Annotated in this window: 14 protein-coding genes; 12 read left to right on the forward strand and 2 right to left on the reverse strand. The window is 41.0% G+C overall.

Annotated elements, in window-relative coordinates:
- Positions 1-13: 13 nt before the first annotated feature.
- The 4 genes from BBW65_RS04090 (at position 14) to BBW65_RS04110 (ending at position 5894) form a co-directional block, all read left to right on the forward strand.
- Positions 14-1339, forward strand: coding sequence for a UDP-glucose dehydrogenase family protein (locus tag BBW65_RS04090; RefSeq protein ID WP_066340107.1), 1326 nt, complete (start codon positions 14-16; stop codon positions 1337-1339).
- A complete protein-coding gene (locus BBW65_RS04095; RefSeq protein WP_066340110.1) occupies positions 1332-2204 on the forward strand; it encodes a glycosyltransferase family 2 protein in 873 nt (290 codons plus the stop codon). The genes BBW65_RS04090 and BBW65_RS04095 overlap by 8 nt, the downstream gene beginning before the upstream one ends.
- On the forward strand, positions 2194-2982 hold the full coding sequence (locus BBW65_RS04100; protein ID WP_066340112.1) for a glycosyltransferase family 2 protein: 789 nt from the start codon (positions 2194-2196) through the stop codon (positions 2980-2982). The genes BBW65_RS04095 and BBW65_RS04100 overlap by 11 nt, the downstream gene beginning before the upstream one ends.
- 1367 nt (positions 2983-4349) lie before the next feature.
- Positions 4350-5894, forward strand: coding sequence for a class I SAM-dependent methyltransferase (locus BBW65_RS04110; protein ID WP_066340116.1), 1545 nt, complete (start codon positions 4350-4352; stop codon positions 5892-5894).
- Here BBW65_RS04110 and BBW65_RS04115 read toward each other — a convergent pair.
- A complete protein-coding gene (locus tag BBW65_RS04115) occupies positions 5877-6917 on the reverse strand; it encodes a bifunctional 3,4-dihydroxy-2-butanone 4-phosphate synthase/GTP cyclohydrolase II (protein WP_066340119.1) in 1041 nt (346 codons plus the stop codon). The two genes, BBW65_RS04110 and BBW65_RS04115, sit on opposite strands and share 18 nt — an antisense overlap.
- Before the next feature lie 1674 nt (positions 6918-8591).
- Entirely contained in the window at positions 8592-8864 is a 273-nt protein-coding gene (gene rpsO, locus BBW65_RS04130) for a 30S ribosomal protein S15 (protein ID WP_066340130.1), read from the reverse strand.
- A 215-nt stretch (positions 8865-9079) separates the two neighbouring features.
- Here rpsO and purE point away from each other — a divergent pair, with 215 nt between their 5' ends.
- From purE to purD, 8 genes are read left to right on the forward strand one after another with little or no spacing between them, the layout of a single operon-like run.
- Positions 9080-9583: a 5-(carboxyamino)imidazole ribonucleotide mutase gene (purE, locus tag BBW65_RS04135; protein ID WP_066340132.1), complete on the forward strand. Its 504-nt coding sequence runs from the start codon at positions 9080-9082 to the stop codon at positions 9581-9583.
- Positions 9576-10289, forward strand: a complete 714-nt coding sequence (gene purC / locus BBW65_RS04140; RefSeq protein ID WP_066340134.1) for a phosphoribosylaminoimidazolesuccinocarboxamide synthase — start codon at positions 9576-9578, stop codon at positions 10287-10289. Before purE ends, purC begins: the two co-directional genes overlap by 8 nt.
- Entirely contained in the window at positions 10289-11713 is a 1425-nt protein-coding gene (purF, locus tag BBW65_RS04145; RefSeq protein ID WP_066340138.1) for an amidophosphoribosyltransferase, read from the forward strand. The genes purC and purF overlap by 1 nt, the downstream gene beginning before the upstream one ends.
- Positions 11710-12732 (forward strand): phosphoribosylformylglycinamidine cyclo-ligase, encoded by a 1023-nt coding sequence (gene purM / locus BBW65_RS04150; RefSeq protein WP_066340141.1) that lies wholly within the window; start codon positions 11710-11712, stop codon positions 12730-12732. The genes purF and purM overlap by 4 nt, the downstream gene beginning before the upstream one ends.
- Positions 12726-13313, forward strand: coding sequence for a phosphoribosylglycinamide formyltransferase (purN, locus tag BBW65_RS04155; protein WP_066340143.1), 588 nt, complete (start codon positions 12726-12728; stop codon positions 13311-13313). The genes purM and purN overlap by 7 nt, the downstream gene beginning before the upstream one ends.
- A complete protein-coding gene (locus BBW65_RS04160) occupies positions 13310-14002 on the forward strand; it encodes an IMP cyclohydrolase (RefSeq protein WP_066340146.1) in 693 nt (230 codons plus the stop codon). Before purN ends, BBW65_RS04160 begins: the two co-directional genes overlap by 4 nt.
- Before the next feature lie 2 nt (positions 14003-14004).
- On the forward strand, positions 14005-15168 hold the full coding sequence (locus tag BBW65_RS04165; protein ID WP_066340148.1) for a phosphoribosylaminoimidazolecarboxamide formyltransferase: 1164 nt from the start codon (positions 14005-14007) through the stop codon (positions 15166-15168).
- Positions 15169-15176: 8 nt separating this feature from the next.
- Positions 15177-16418: a phosphoribosylamine--glycine ligase gene (purD, locus tag BBW65_RS04170; RefSeq protein WP_066340151.1), complete on the forward strand. Its 1242-nt coding sequence runs from the start codon at positions 15177-15179 to the stop codon at positions 16416-16418.
- The last annotated feature ends 5 nt before the right edge of the window (positions 16419-16423 follow it).

Consider the following 16423-nt stretch of genomic DNA (forward strand, 5'->3'; position numbering starts at 1 on the left):
AAATAGAGAGTATATGAAAATCACAATTGTAGGTTCAGGTTATGTTGGCTTGGTGAGTGGTGCGTGTTTTGCACAGATGGGGAATTGTGTCACTTGCTTTGATGTAGATACACACAAAATCACTGCCCTCAATCAAGCTTCTATCCCTATCTATGAGCCCGGTCTAAAAGAAATCGTCCAAGAAAATCTCAACAAAAACCTATTCTTCACCACCAATCCTCAAGATGCCTACAAAGACGCTTTGGTGATCTTCATAGCCGTTGGCACACCTATGGGCGAAGATGGAAGTGCTGATCTCTCCTATGTGCTTGCAGTTGCCAAACAAATAGGTGCATACATCGATTCATATTGTGTGATTGTAGATAAATCCACCGTCCCTATTGGCACTGCAACCCTTGTGAAAGAGACGATCTCAAGCGAATTGAAAAAACGCAAAATTCATATAGATTTTGATGTGATTAGCAATCCGGAGTTTCTCAAAGAAGGGAAAGCAATCGCAGATTTTATGAGTCCTGATCGTATTGTCATCGGTTCAGATTCTTCAAAAGCAACACAGATAATGCAAGAGCTTTATACCCCATTCACCCTCAAAAAAGAGCGTTTCATCACGATGGACATCAAATCAGCAGAAATGACAAAATACGCAGCCAATGCGATGCTTGCAACCAAAATCAGTTTCATCAATGAAATGAGTCAAATTTGTGAAAAAGTCGGTGCAGATATTAATGCAGTGAGAATCGGGATAGGATCCGATCCTCGAATTGGTTATGATTTTATCTATCCTGGTATTGGCTATGGGGGGAGCTGTTTTCCCAAAGATATTCAAGCACTTGAGAAAATTGCCAAAGATGTCAAATTGCAACCAAAAATACTACAAGCAGTCCAAGCAGTCAATCAAGAGCAAAAAATCCATTTCGTGCATAAAATCACACAATATTTTGGAGAGAAACTTGAGGGCAAAACCTTTGCTATTTGGGGGCTTAGCTTCAAACCAGAGACAGATGATATGCGAGAATCCCCCTCGCTCTTTATCCTCCGCTCCCTACATCAAATGGGGGCAAAACTCCAAGCTTATGACCCAAAAGCTATGGAAAATGCAAAATTTTATCTCAAGGATTTGAAAAATCTTAGCTATTTTCAAGATAAATATTTGGCACTTCAAGATTGCGATGCACTCTGTGTGCTGACAGAATGGCAAGAGTTCCGCTCTCCTGATTTTACGCGTATTGCCTCAAATCTAAAAGCAAAAATCATCTTTGATGGACGCAATATCTATACAAATTGTGATTTTGAAAAGTTTGATTTGACTTACAGATGTATCGGAAAAATCGATGTTTAGCATAGTCACAGTCGTCTATAATGATGTCTCTCATATCCTAGAGACTATACGCTCTGTTACTTCTCAAACCTATCATAAGATTGAATATATTCTTATAGATGGATGGAGTAATGATGGGACAAAGGAAGCTATTTTGGAGTATTTGCACTCAAATACCCAAATCACGCTGCAAAATCAAACAGATTCCAAACTCTATATTGAGGCACTACATTTTCAATATCCAAATCTTAGTTTTAAGTTTTTAAGTGAAAAAGATGAGGGAATCTATGATGCGATGAACAAAGGAATCGCTCTTGCTACAAAAGAATGGATTAATTTTATGAATTGTGGAGATAGGTTTTATGATTGCAATGTGCTTGAAAAAATCTCAAAAGAAAATATCTCTCAATATGATGTAGTGTATGGGGACACTCAAATCATTTATAACCATCAAGCAAAACGCGTTGTATTAGCTCCAATTCATTGCTCCAATATTCGCCTAATGTTTAGAAATTGCTGCCATCAAAGCTTCTTTCTTAAAACTAAAATCCAAAAACAATATCCATTTGATCTTATGTTTAAAATCGCCGCCGATTACAATACAATACACACGATTCTTGACAACAAGTATAACTTCAAAAAAATTGACATCGTTATTGCATCTTTTGCAAATGGTGGAGCTAGTGATAGTGCTAAATTGTCTTGCACAAACGAAATTTTTAAGATAGCTATGCAACATAATCTTAACAGCCCCATAATTCTTACAAAAATCATTCTTTTTTACTATCCTTATGCAACCATAAAACGATTGATAAAAATTTATCTCCCAAAAAAAATTCTGACACCCCTCATCGCTTTGTATCAAAAGACAAAACATGTGTCCTAAAATATCAGTTATCACAACAACCTTTAATAGTCAAGAAACAATCAAAGATACACTTCAATCAATACTTGAGCAAAATTATAAAAACATTGAATGCATTATTATTGATGGAGCAAGTCAAGATCAAACTCTTAATATTATTCAAAAATATAAAGAAAAATTTGACTCCAATCATATTGATTTAAAAATTTTTAGTGAAAAAGATAAGGGAATCTATGATGCGATGAACAAAGGTATTCAAAAAGCCAGTGGAGATGTAATAGGTTTTTTGAATTCTGATGATTTTTTTTTCTCTCCAGACACACTTTTACACATTGCCAAAGCTTTTAATGCACAAAAAACAGATTGTGTATTTGGCAATCTCTGTTTTATCAATGATAAAAACAAAATCACACGCTATTGGATAGGATCAAAATATACGCCCTATGCGTTTTTTTTGGGATGGCATCCTGCACATCCAACTTTCTATGCTAAAAGAGAGATTTTTGAACAATTTGGATATTTTAACCTACACTATACAATATCTGCAGATTATGATTTGATGTTGAGATTCTTACAAAAATACAACATTAGCTCCTCATACATTCCACATATTTTAGTAACGATGCGTATTGGTGGAACTTCCAACAAAAGCTTTTTGAATATCATAAAAGCAAATCTTGAATGTTTTCAATCTTGGCGAAACAACAAACTTTCATTTTTTCCAATCTTCATCATTCTAAAACCAATAAGAAAGCTAATCAGCGTTTTTAAGGCAAAATTTTTTAGTTCCTTTATATAGCAATTAGTTGTTTTGCAAAACTCTTAGATAGTGAAGGAATTGACACAAAATATTTTTATCCCCAAAAGGAGCAACACGATGAAATAAGTTTTTTGCTTATTGCCAGAATGCTCTGGGATAAAGGGGTTGGGGATTTCATAGAAGCCATTAGAATCTTAAAAGATATAGAATAATGCTTCAAGTTTTTAATCAAAATATGTGGTAGAAGGCAAAATTATTGGGGAAAAGTGCCAAAAGCGATGAACTTTTTGCAAATTTGCAGAGTGCAACGCAATGCCTACAAGAAAACTTCAGAACAAACCTCATTCTCTTTTGAAAACAAGCCAAGTTTGAGAAACACAAGTGTGCTTTGCCCACATTAAGATTCAAAAACAAAACCATAGATTCAACAAAATCATTTCCAAAGCTCATTTTGCAAACATCATTTGCTAGTCATTTTGTGCGACTAGTTTCTGCTCTTGATGTTAGCTTGAGAGGCTCTATACTCTTTGGTGATTCTTGATTTGTTTGCTAGTTTTTGGGAGTTGGTTTTGCAGAAGCACACTTTCTAGTCACCAATTCTCACTTTGCTTTTTTTCTTATAAGGGGGACAAGGGGGTTTATTGCGAGGCACCCCCCTTGTCCCCCTTAAAATCCCCCAAACCCCTGCCCGCTTTTTGTGTGACAACCCAACGATAGAGTGCAATGTTTGAGCTTGATTCTTGTTTGTTGGTTTTTTGATTTGAAACTAGATTCTAGTTTCTTGTTTTTGTTTAGATTCTTTAAATTCTCAGAATATTTGGAATCTTTTTGAAAGCATTTTTGATTCTTTGGATTCTTGGATTCTTGGAATCTTTGTAAAAAATTTTGTTTTTGATTTTTAGTATATCTTTGCAAACTCTCAAAAAACTCTAATCAATTATCAACCCTCACTATTTCAATATAAGCACAAACAACTGCTTCCCAAACTAACCTTGTAGAACCCAAAAAAGATTCCAAGTCAATGTAATCTTGAACGAGCCTTGCTAATGCAATGCTGGGGTTATGGGGGTTGTTAAGGGGGATAAGGGGAACGCTTGCTATAAGTTCCCCTTGCCCCCCTTAAGAGAGATCCTAGGGGATTCTAGAATTGCATAAAGGGTACTTTGCTCAAGCCAACTTGAAAAGAAAGAATTCAAGCCGAGCCTGAAACACCAAAAGCCGTGCTTTCCCCAAAGCAACTCAAAGAAAAAGAATCCCAAGAGATTCTAGAATCGCTAAAACAGATTCCCAAACCTTTGATGTTGCACTTTGCAACCCCCCAAACGATAGACTTCGCAACACCACCCATTCTCCTCTCAAAAATGCTACAATACCTGCCTTATCAAATACTTACACAAGGAGTGCTTATGTCAAACTGGAATCACGGCTATGTGACAGACATTACCTACACAAAAGGCTATTATGCCACCCTCAACCCCCTAAGAATCAAGCTCTGCTTCCTAGCTCAAAAGCTTCTGCCTCCCAAAATTGACACTGCGTGTGAATTGGCATTTGGGCAGGGGATCACGCTCAATTTCAATGCTGCAAGTGGCAATGCCTCGTGGTATGGCACAGATTTCAATCCCTCTCAAGCTGCCTATGCACAAAGCATTGCAAATATTTCTGGGGCTGATGTGAAAATCTATGATGATTCCTTTGAGGAGTTTTTGAATCGCAAAGATTTGCCCCAATTTGATTTCATCGCATTGCACGGGATTTATAGCTGGGTTTCTCCTGAAGTGCGTGAGCAAATCGTCAATTTTCTCCGCCAAAAACTCGCAGTAGGTGGTGCTTGTCTCATCAGCTACAACTGCCAACCCGGTTGGGCTGCTATGGCTCCGATGCGTGATTTGTTGCGTGCGTATGCCACTTACCTCACACCTAGTGGCAAACCAAGTGCAGTGCGTGCAAGAGAGGGATTGGAGTTTGTTGGTGAGTTACTCGCCCTACCCTCTACAGAATCGATCAAAAACCCCCAAAGCATTGCAATGCTCCAAACCTTGCAAAAAATGGATGATGTGTATCTCGCACACGAGCTACTAAATGAATATCAAGTTTCTCTCAATTTCTTACAAATGAGCCAACAACTCCAAGGTGCCAAGCTAGATTTTGCTTCATACTGCAATTATGCCAACCACCTCATTGGGCTTCAACTCTCTAATGACGAAAAGCAACTGCTCTCTCAAACTTCTAACAATCGCACCATTTATGAAATGCTCAAAGATCTTATGTTTGCTACAAGTTTTAGAAGTGATTATTTTGCAAAAGGTGCTGTTCAGCTTAGCGACGCACAATGCAATGAGGAGCTCAACAAACTACAAATCGTCCTAAGCCACCCATTTGAGCAGTTGGACTACACGCTCCAAACACATCGCGGCACACTCAAGCTCAATCAAGACTTCTATGAGCCATTGTTTGATGCGATCAAAAACTATGAGCCCATTAGCGTCGCAGAACTTAGAGAGACACTTGCCTCAAAACTCAAGCGTGAAGTGCAATTCACAGAAATGATCGAATCCCTCATCGCTTTGGGACAAAAAGAATATGTCAAGCTCGTGCAAGAAAAGGATAAGGTAGCTCAAGCAATGCCACAAACCCAAAGACTCAATACTTATATTTTGGAACAAGCCTTCCACTCTCCAAACTCCATCAACCATCTCATCAGCCCACTCACTGCAGAAGCGGTTTCTTTCAATCGTTTTGAGCTGATTGCAATCTATGCAAGTTTGCACAAAAAATCTCAAAACGAACGAGTGGAATTGATTATGCAGCAGCTCAAAAAACAAGGGGAGAAAATCTCCAAAGATGGCAAAGCACTGAGCGATGCGGAAGTGAAGCAAGAGCTAGAAAAACAAATCCAAAATATCCAAGCTTGGATTCCTGTGCTGCAAAAACTACAGATTCTCTCCTAGTGCAATCACTTCGGTGATATTCACTCCAAACCCGCCAAATCCCATTTGGCTCACCTCCTTTTTGGAGCTGATAAATCGGAAATCACTGATTTGCAAACTTTTGAGGATCTGGGCTCCGATCCCAAACTCTTTGCCTTTGAGTTCGTTTTGGGTTTGCAAAAAAATCAAAACCCCCCAATCTTTACTTATCAACTCCATCGCCCCTACAAGAGATTGATACGCACGCAAATCGCTCAAAAAATCCACATCTTTGCCAATGTGAAAAAATTTGACCAAAGGCTGACTAGAAACCCTAGAAGTATCAAAGACAAAAACGCTATGGGTGCGTTGCAAATGATCGACATAATCTATCCTCTGGCACTCTTTGCCAAGCAAAGTGGAGGGAATGGGCGGCTGAGGAGAGAGGAGATTCTCATAAGCTAGGCGATACTGCACCAAATCAGAAATATAAAGAATCTTTAGTTGATGTTTGTGTGCAAAATCAACCAAAAACTTATCTCCGCGTCTTGCCATACTCCCATCTTCTTTCATCATCTCGCAAATAACGGCAATCGGGGCGATCCCTGCGATTTTGCACAAATCCACACTTGCTTCAGTGTGCCCAGTGCGGACAAGCACACCCCCCTCTTTTGCCACAAGGGGGAAAATATGCCCCGGACGCACAAAGTCTCTCGCACTCGCTTGAGGATCACACAACAATCGGATCGTCATATCACGCTCAAATGCCGAAATCCCTGTAGTTGCCTCTCTTGCATCAATTGAGATGGTAAAAGCTGTGCAATGGTTGGAATCATTGCAAGAAACCATAGGGGTGAGCTCAAAGCGATTTGCCAACTCTTGCGTCAGAGAAACGCAGATGAGTCCTCTAGCTTCTTGAGCCATAAAATTCACTTTTTGCGGGGTGCTAAAAATCCCCGCATACACCAAATCCCCCTCATTTTCTCTGTCCTCATCATCCATAATGATGATCATTTCACCATTTTTGAATGCTTCTATCGCCTCTTTGACACGCTGTTTATACATACATAGCCTTATTGATATTTTTGGAGGGATTGTATCAGAAATCTAAAATAAGTTTTTAACTTTGATGGGGGAGGGGGTGGATTGATAGAGAGATGAATCGCTTTGGCTTTGTATCATCGCATTTGTGTCGGAGGAGGGGGCTTCCTTGCGAGAGGAAGTGGCGGTGAATGTTGATTTTATCCCATAAGATTCCAATCGCAAAAATGACTAGCAAATGATGTTTGCACAAATGAGCTTTGTGGCAATGCTTAAATCTTTTGATTCTGCAAGGTTTGTTTGGTCAGCGGTTTGCTATGGATTTTTTGAAGTAGAGAGAGTTTTGAAGTTTTGATTTTGTATAATCATATTTGTGTTGGAGAAGGACGCTTCCTTGTGAAAGGAGGTGGTAAGTATGGATTTAGTATTCCAACTTATAAGGCTTCTGCTAGCTTTGGTAGAGCTAGTAAAAGCTATCCTTGAGCTTTTGGCTCAATAAATTAATCTTCAAGAGGCATTATACTCAATCTAGCTAAAGTTTTGATTGATTCTTCAACACAGCAAACTATACAAGGAAGTAAGTCCATAAATGGAGGCTAGATTGAGTTGGGATTATTCCCAATGTCTCTCCCCCCTTGTAAATTTTCTTACGCAGTTTTTGCATTGCTTGTTCCCTCATACTTCTTTTTGGTATTTCTAGAATCTTTTGGATTCGCTGTTTTGATTCTTGCCTTTGCAAAAGCACATTTTCTAATTTTTCAAGCTTGGCTTGGTGTTTTTCTTGTGAAGTTTGGCTTGGGGAAATGTTTTCTAGCGATTCTAGAATCTCTTGGGATTCTTTTTCTTTGAGTTGCTTTGGGGAAAGCACGGCTTTTGGTGTTTCAGGCTCGGCTTGAATTCTTTCTTTTCAAGTTGGCTTGAGCAAAGTACCCTTTATGCAATTCTAGAATCCCCTAGGATTTCTCTTAAGGGGATCAAGGGGAACTTATAGCAGCGTTCCCCTTATCCCCCTTAACAACCCCCATAACCCCAGCATTGCATTAGCAAGGCTCGTTCAAGATTACATTGACTTGGAATCTTTTTTGGTTCTGCAAGGTTGGTTTGGTCAGCGATTGTTTGTGCTTATATTAAAATAGTGAGGGTTTATATTTTTTGGAGTTTTAAAAGATTGCAAAGAGATTCTAAGAATCTAAAAATCAAACTTTAAAACACCAAAGAATCAAAACAAAGTCAAACTAATGTGGGTAACACACAAAAAGCGGGCAGGGGTTTGGGGGATTTTAAGGGGGATAAGGGGGGTGCCTCGCAATAAACCCCCTTGTCCCCCTTATAGAAAAAGCAAAGTGGGATTTGGAAACTAAGAAGTGTTCTTGTGCAAAAGCAATCTCAAAAACTAGGAAACAAATCAAGAATCCTCCAAAGAGTGTGCTTTGTCAAGCCAAAAAAGAGAATCTGGGAGATTCTAGAATCCCCCAAAAGTGTGCTTGTGCAAAAGCAAGAAACGAAAAGAGAGACAGCGAACAGCGTTTTGCAAAATGAGCTTTGTGGCAACGCTTGAATCTTTTGATTCTACAAGATTGGTTTGGGAATCCAATTGCCGTGCTTAGATGAAATGGTGAGGTTTGATGATTGATTGGAGTTTGAGAGAAAGGAGAAATAGCCAACCACGCCCACTTCCCAAGAGAAGTGAGCTAAAGGTTATCGATCTTTGATTCCAAGTTCTTGAATCAATTTGGCATAACGCTCATATTGCGTTCTTTTGAGATACTTGAGCAAACCGCGTCTTTGTCCGACGAGTTTAAGCAAACCCAAACGACTTGAGTGATCTTTGGGATTTGCCCTAAGATGCTCTGTCAAATTTGCAATACGATGACTTAGAAGTGCGACTTGCACCTCACTAGAACCTGTATCTTTCGAATCACGGGCAAATTTAGCAATCAGTGCTTTTTTATCCGCCATATCTTGAGCCATAATGACCTCCTAGAATGGTATTAATTTCACTTAAATAATATTTAAGAGAGCGTAATTCTACTATAAAAACTTTTTTTTTACTCAATGATGGGCACACAAACACATCAAAATTGACCAATGATTTATTTTTCAAAATAAAATTAATTTTTTATGTATAATCTGTTCATTATCTTTTTATGGATATGGCACAACACTACATTTCCAAGGTTGAAAGAATGAAAAAAGTAGCTGTAGTTATGGGAAGTCAAAGCGATTTGCCAATAATGCAGAAGTGCTTTGAGATTTTGAAAGAATTCCAGATAGATTTTGAAGTCCAAATCCTCTCTGCCCATCGCACCCCACAAGCAACCAAAGACTTTGCGTCCAATGCTATCCAAAATGGTTTTTCTGTATTGATTGCCGCGGCGGGCAAATCCGCTCATCTAGCCGGAGTTTTAGCCTCTCTCACCCCGCTTCCTGTGATTGCAATCCCTATCAAAACAAGCGATTTGGGAGGAATGGATTCTCTGCTCTCAAGCGTGCAAATGCCTAGCGGGATCCCTGTCGCCTGTGTCGGTATCAATGCGGCAGAAAACGCGGGGTTACTTGCCATACAAATCTTGGCAACAAACCACCCAGATCTTTATGAAAAAATCTTGAACAAACGCCAAAAAGAAGCTCAAAAAATCCTTCAAAACAACGCCACACTAACCCAACAGATAAAGGACAACAATGACTAATCCACCACTTTATGAAGGCAAGGCAAAAAAACTCTACGCCACAAGCAACCCATCCCAACTCCTACTCTCCTACAAAGATGAAGCTACAGCGTTTAATGGAGCCAAAAAAGAGACAATCGCAGGAAAAGGTGAGCTCAACAATCGCATCTCCAACCTTGTGATGCAGGAGCTACACAAACACCATATCAACACGCATTTGATTCAAGAGCTCAATCATACAGACTCGCTAGTGAAAAAACTCAAAATGTTCCCGCTAGAAGTGATCGTGCGTAACATATCAGCAGGTTCTTTGGTCAAAAAGCTCGGCGTGAGTGAGGGCAAAGTATTTGATAGCCCGATCTTAGAGTTTTGCTACAAAAACGATGACTTGGGCGATCCGATGATCAACACCTATCACATCATCGCTCTCAATCTTGCCACACAAGAAGAAATCGAAAGCATTTCAGCTTTGGCTCTGCAAATCAATGAGATTTTGCGTCCTTATTTTGCAAAACTCCAGATTCAACTCGTGGATTTCAAACTAGAGTTTGGTATCGATGATGAGGGCAAGATCTGTCTAGGAGATGAGATCTCTCCTGACACTTGCCGCTTTTGGGAAATGCAAACCAAAGAAAAACTAGACAAAGATCGTTTCAGGGAGGATTTGGGCAATCTCACAGAATCTTATCGCGTAGTGCTAGAAAAAATTCTGTCCAAAGGGCAATAATGCGACACATCAAAGAGGAATGCGGGGTTTTTGGTGTTTTTTCTCCGACAAGTATTTCTATGTCCTCTCTTGCCTATTTTGGATTGTCCTCATTGCAACATCGTGGGCAAGAGAGCTGTGGTGTCGTCATCAATGAAAATGATTGTTTCAAATCCTGCAAAAATACCGGTCTTGTCAATGAAGTGCTCACCCCACAAGCGTTGCAAGATTTGGGGAATGGCGATATTTGTATCGGGCATGTGCGTTATTGCACAACAGGGGGCAACCACATACAAAACGCCCAGCCCATACTCATCAACCGCATTGCACATTCTCTAGCACTAGCACACAACGGCAACATCGTCAATGCCTATGAATTGAGAAAAAAACTAGAGCTAGAAGGCTCGATTTTTCACAGCACCAACGACACTGAAGTCATCGCTCATCTCATCATCAAAAACCAACTCTCCTCCTCATCACTCCAAGATGCACTCCAAAAATCAGCCCAAAGCCTCAATGGTGCATACTCTTTGGTCCTAATGGATCACTCACAACTCATTGCGATGAGGGATCCTCACGGCTTCCGTCCTCTTTGCTATGGGCAAACATCAAGGGGAGAATACATCATCGCATCAGAAACCTCCGCACTTGATGCAGTGGAGGCAAATTTCATTCGCGACATTCTCCCCGGAGAGATTGTTGTCTTTGACAAACAAGGGGTGCATAGCATCCAAACTTTTTGCAACCAAAAACCCAAAACAACTTGCAGTTTTGAGTATATTTATTTTGCAAGAGCTGATTCGTCTTTGGATGGGCAGAGTATCCATTTGGCGAGAATGAGGGCAGGAGAGTTTTTGGCAAAAACCTATCCGGTAGAAGCTGATATTGTCATCGGGGTCCCTGATTCTGGGATCGATGCAGCGATTGGTTATGCTAGAGCATCAAACATTCCCTATGGCGTAGGTTTCATCAAAAATCGCTATATCGCACGCACTTTCATCTCCCCAACACAAGAAGAAAGAATAGAAAAACTACGCCTCAAACTCAACCCCATCCTCCCAAACATCAAAGGCAAAAAAATCATCCTCATTGATGACTCTATTGTCAGAGGCAATACCACCAAGCGTCTCGTGAAACTCCTAAGAGGAGCAGGGGCAAAAGAAATCCATATGAGAGTTTCATCGCCTCCTTTTCTCAACCCCTGCTTTTATGGCACAGACATCGATTCAAAAGAATATCTTATCGCTTGTGCACACTCTGTCTCTCAGATAGAAAAACTCTTGGGACTTGATAGCTTAGGCTATCTCACGCTAGAAGGAATGGATTATATGCTTCAAACCAAAGGTTTGCAAGGCTATTGTAGTGCTTGTTTCACAGGCAATTACCCCACGCCTATTCCAAACAATACCAAAAAAAATCAGTTTGAAAACAAGGAGCAGAAATGAAGCACTCAAGCTACAAGGATGCAGGGGTCAATGTCAATGCAGGATACGAATCAACAAACCTCATCAAAAAACATATCGCCAAAACACAACTTCAAGGGACAATCAACCAAATCGGCGATTTTGGAGGGTTTTTCCCACTCCAACTACAAGGAATGCAAGAGCCGATTTTGGTGAGTGGGACAGATGGAGTAGGCACAAAACTCAAACTTGCATTCTTGCTTGATCGGCACACGAGCATAGGGATTGATTGTGTGGCAATGTGTGTGAATGATATTTTGTGTTCTGGTGCGAAGCCTTTGTTTTTTTTGGATTATATCGCTCTAGATTGCAACACCCCCACCAAAGTGGCAGACATCGTGGAGGGGATCGCTCAAGGGTGTATAGAATCTGGGTGCCAACTCTTGGGTGGAGAAACAGCAGAAATGCCCGGATTTTATGCCAAAGATGAATACGATTTGGCAGGATTTTGTGTGGGTATCGTAGAAAAAAGCAAAATCCCCAACAAAGCAAGGATCAAGCAAGGAGATATAGCAATTGGCATAGCCTCAAGCGGTTTGCACTCCAATGGATTTTCTTTGGTCCGTAAGATTTTGCAAGACAACCACATCAACCCGCTTAGTTATGATTTTCAAGGCAAACCCATCATAGAAACCCTGCTCACTCCCACCAAAATCTATGTCTCCTCTGTGCTCAACCTTCTAGCAACGCTAGAGGTCAAGTCCATTGCCCATATCACAGGCGGTGGTTTTTATGAAAACATTCCACGCAGTTTGCCACAAGGATTGGGGATCAAAATCTCCCAAAACTCCATCCCTCATCAACCTATTTTTGATTTTCTAGCCCAAAAGGGTGGCATTTCTCAAGAGGAAATGTTTGGGATTTTTAATATGGGGATTGGGATGTGTATCATCATCGATCCCTCTCAAGTGGATCGCACACTCTCAACCCTCCAATCCTCTGGTGAGCAGGTTTGTATCTTGGGAGAGATTTGCCAAAATGAAGGTGTGTTTTTATGCTAAACATTGCCATTTTGGTTTCAGGCAATGGAAGCAATCTACAATCTTTGATCGATTATCAAAATCAAGGCAAACTCAAAAACGGCAAACTCTCTTTGGTGATTTCAAACAAAGCAGACGCCTACGCACTCACGCGTGCGAGTGATTCAAACCTCCCCTCTTTTGCACTCACCAACCCTGCGACATTTGAAACAGAAGCTCTAGAAAAAATGAGGGAATACAAAATCGATTGCATTGTGTTGGCAGGATTTCTCAAAATCCTATCCCCCCGATTCATCCAAGCATTTCCCAACAAAATCATCAACATCCACCCCTCATTGATTCCGAGCTTTTGCGGTGCAGGATTTTATGGAATCAAAGTGCATCAAGAAGCTCTCAAATACGGGGTGAAAGTCAGTGGAGCAAGCGTGCATTTGGTCAATGAAGTAGTCGATGGCGGTCAAATCATCGCACAAAGAGCCGTGCGTATCTCTGCCAAAGAAACTCCTTCATCTTTGCAGAAAAAAGTAGCAACCATTGAGCAAAAAATCTTGCCTCAAGCCTTGCAAACACTCATCAATCAAATCCTAAAGGAGAACAAATGAACATCCAAGAACTTTTGCGGACACATCGTTACTTCGGACGCGGAATCATCGTAGGCAAAAGCCCAAAAACACAGGAGGCGTTTTTGTTGTATTTTTTGAGTGGGCGTAGCCAAAATAGCCAAAATCGCACATTTGTCGCCAAAGATGGGCAAATCCACATCCAAGCACGGGTAGAAGACACCGATGCAGACACCTCGCTGACTTTTTATCCCCCACTTCTCACTTTCCAAAACCAAATCATTCTAGGCAATGGCGATCAAACCCAAAGCATCTTTGACGCCCTTCAAAAGGGAGGGAGCTTTGAGGAAGCATTGAGGATGAGAGAGTTTGAGCCTGACGCCCCACATTTCACCCCAAGGATTAGCACACTCATCACGCTAGAGGGTGATGACTTTTCTTACAAAATGAGTCTGATCAAATCTTTTCAAACCCATTATTGCCATAGATTTTTCTATGAATACCCTAGCGTAGAGGGCTATGGGCATTTTTTGCACACTTATGCACAAGATTGGTCTCCACTGCCTTCTTTTATCGGCGAACCAAAAGCACTACAGATCCCACAATCGCTAGAGGAACTAGCCACTGAAGTATGGGACAATCTAGACAAAGATTACAAAATCGCCCTGTTTGCACAAAGCATCCATCCTACCACCCAACAAACCAACACAATCATTTTAAACAAGGAATAAATATGGAAGAGATCACACTCAAATACGGCTGCAACCCCAATCAAGGTCGTGCTAGAATCTATAGCACCAAACTACCATTTCAAGTCCTCAATGGAAATGCTGGGTATATCAATTTTTTGGATGCACTCAATGCGTGGCAACTTGTCAAAGAGCTCAAAAACGCGACAAACACCCCTTGTGCCACTTCTTTCAAGCACCTCAGTCCGACTTCATCTGCACTCGCCTCTCCATTGTCTCAAACAGAGCTACAGGCTTATTTTTTGCAAGATTTGGATGTCAATGCTTCACCCATCGCTACAGCTTATGCAAGAGCTAGAGGGGCTGATAGGATGTCCTCTTTTGGTGATTTTATTGCATTGAGTGATAGTTGTGATGAGATGACAGCAAGGCTCATCGCTCAAGAAGTTTCTGATGGCATTATCGCCCCACACTTCACCCAAGAAGCACTCAATATTTTGAAAACCAAAAAAAACGGAGCATACATCATCATCGAAATAGATCCCACATTCACGCCACCCTCTCTTGAAAAAAGAGAAGTCTTTGGAATCACCTTTGAGCAAGAACGCAATGAAATCGTGCTAGATGAGAGGGTTTTGCAAGACATCGTGACACAAAACAAAAACCTCCCCCAAGAAGCCAAAACCGATCTCATCCTCTCGCTTATCACGCTCAAATACACGCAATCCAATTCCATTGTTTTAGCCCACCAAGGTCAAGCTATCGGAGTGGGTGCTGGAGGGCAGTCGCGGATTCACTGCACACGCACAGCTTGTGCCAAAGCAGATCTTTGGCATTTGAGGAAACATCAAAAAGTGCTAGAGCTTCCATTTTTGCCCTCACTCAATCGCCCTACCAAAGACAATCTCATCGATGCCTATCTCACACACCAACCGGCATTTTTTGACACTTGGCAGGATTTTTTCACATCAAAACCCAATCATTTCACACAAGAAGAACAGCAAGAATATCTCTCAAAGATTCAAGGGGTTAGCTTGGGGAGCGATGCGTTTTTCCCATTTGTGGATAACCTCCAAAGAGCAGAGCAAAGCGGTGTGAGCTACATCGCCCAAAGCGGCGGAAGCAAACAAGATACTTCCTTGATAGAATATTGCGACAAACATCAACTATTGATGATTTTCACGCATTGTCGGCTATTCCACCATTAGGAGTCAAAATGAAAGTTGCAATCATTGGAAGCGGAGGAAGAGAGCATAGCATCCTCAAAGCCATCAAAAACAATCCAAACATCTCTACCCTCTTTGCAATACCCGGCAATGCGGGAATGTCACAAGAGGCAATATGTCTCAAAGCAGATATTACCAATCACACTGAAGTGCTTCAATGTATCCAATCAGAGGGGATAGATTTTGTGATTGTGTCTCCTGATAACCCCCTAGTGGAAGGAATGGTTGATGTTTTAGAATCCAATGGGATCGCTTGTTTTGGTCCAAGAGCCAATGCAGCCATTGTGGAGGGAAGCAAAATCTTTGCCAAAGAATTTATGCATAGACATTCTATCCCCACAGCTCCCTACTGGGTTTTTGATTGCCCCACAAAAGCCAAAGAGTTTCTAAGCACCACATCATTTCCCAAAGTCATCAAAGCCGATGGTTTGGCACTTGGCAAAGGAGTGATTATCGCCAAAAACCTCACTCAAGGACACCAAGCGATTGAGGACTTGATGGAAAATGCAGTGTTTGGCGAGAGTGGCAAACGCATTGTGATCGAAGAGTTTTTGGAGGGCAAAGAAGCGACAATTTTGGCTTTTACTGATGGCAAAACGATTGTCCCAATGGTTTCTTCTATGGATTACAAAAAGGCTTTGGATGGGGATGAGGGGCTCAATACAGGCGGAATGGGCTGCATCGCACCAAATCCTTATTACACTGAAGCAATCCAAGCAGAATGTATGCAAAACATTTTCTTGCCAACACTCAAAGGTCTCAATCAAGAGGGGAGGAGATTCAAAGGTTGTTTGTATTTTGGATTAATGCTTACAACAAATGGAGTGAAAGTCATTGAGTATAATTGCCGCTTTGGAGATCCCGAAACCCAAACGATTTTGCCACTACTAGAGAGTGATTTGTTTGAAATTATGCTTAGCATTCATAATGAAACCCTCAAGCAAGAGCAGGTGCGTTTTAAGCCCCTCTCTTCTTGCTGTGTCGTCGTTGCTTCAGAGGGCTATCCCCAAAAGTTTCAAACCAATCATCTGATTTCTTATTCTGATATGCCCAATCTTTTTTTTGCAGGAGTGAAGCAAACTGATGAGGGATTGGTCAATTCTGGTGGAAGGGTGCTAAGTCTGACTTGCACCGCACCCACACTCCAAATCGCACGAGAGCAAGTCTATAAGCAACTCAAATCGATACGCTTTGCCAATGCCTACTATCGCAAAGACATTGGGAAATTATAAGGAAT

It is taken from the genome of Helicobacter enhydrae, from assembly GCF_001693335.1.
Lineage (GTDB): Bacteria > Campylobacterota > Campylobacteria > Campylobacterales > Helicobacteraceae > Helicobacter_G > Helicobacter_G enhydrae.

Excerpts from the sequence above, each read along its gene's own strand:
- rpsO (WP_066340130.1), bottom strand. The coding sequence starts at position 8,864 with ATGGCTCAAGATATGGCGGATAAAAAAGCACTGATTGCTAAATTTGCC.
- BBW65_RS04160 (WP_066340146.1), top strand. The coding sequence starts at position 13,310 with ATGAACATCCAAGAACTTTTGCGGACACATCGTTACTTCGGACGCGGA.
- purM (WP_066340141.1), top strand. The coding sequence starts at position 11,710 with ATGAAGCACTCAAGCTACAAGGATGCAGGGGTCAATGTCAATGCAGGA.
- BBW65_RS04090 (WP_066340107.1), top strand. The coding sequence starts at position 14 with ATGAAAATCACAATTGTAGGTTCAGGTTATGTTGGCTTGGTGAGTGGT.
- BBW65_RS04095 (WP_066340110.1), top strand. The coding sequence starts at position 1,332 with ATGTTTAGCATAGTCACAGTCGTCTATAATGATGTCTCTCATATCCTA.
- purC (WP_066340134.1), top strand. The coding sequence starts at position 9,576 with ATGACTAATCCACCACTTTATGAAGGCAAGGCAAAAAAACTCTACGCC.
- purF (WP_066340138.1), top strand. The coding sequence starts at position 10,289 with ATGCGACACATCAAAGAGGAATGCGGGGTTTTTGGTGTTTTTTCTCCG.
- BBW65_RS04165 (WP_066340148.1), top strand. The coding sequence starts at position 14,005 with ATGGAAGAGATCACACTCAAATACGGCTGCAACCCCAATCAAGGTCGT.
- purE (WP_066340132.1), top strand. The coding sequence starts at position 9,080 with ATGAAAAAAGTAGCTGTAGTTATGGGAAGTCAAAGCGATTTGCCAATA.
- BBW65_RS04110 (WP_066340116.1), top strand. The coding sequence starts at position 4,350 with ATGTCAAACTGGAATCACGGCTATGTGACAGACATTACCTACACAAAA.
- BBW65_RS04115 (WP_066340119.1), bottom strand. The coding sequence starts at position 6,917 with ATGTATAAACAGCGTGTCAAAGAGGCGATAGAAGCATTCAAAAATGGT.
- purN (WP_066340143.1), top strand. The coding sequence starts at position 12,726 with ATGCTAAACATTGCCATTTTGGTTTCAGGCAATGGAAGCAATCTACAA.
- purD (WP_066340151.1), top strand. The coding sequence starts at position 15,177 with ATGAAAGTTGCAATCATTGGAAGCGGAGGAAGAGAGCATAGCATCCTC.
- BBW65_RS04100 (WP_066340112.1), top strand. The coding sequence starts at position 2,194 with ATGTGTCCTAAAATATCAGTTATCACAACAACCTTTAATAGTCAAGAA.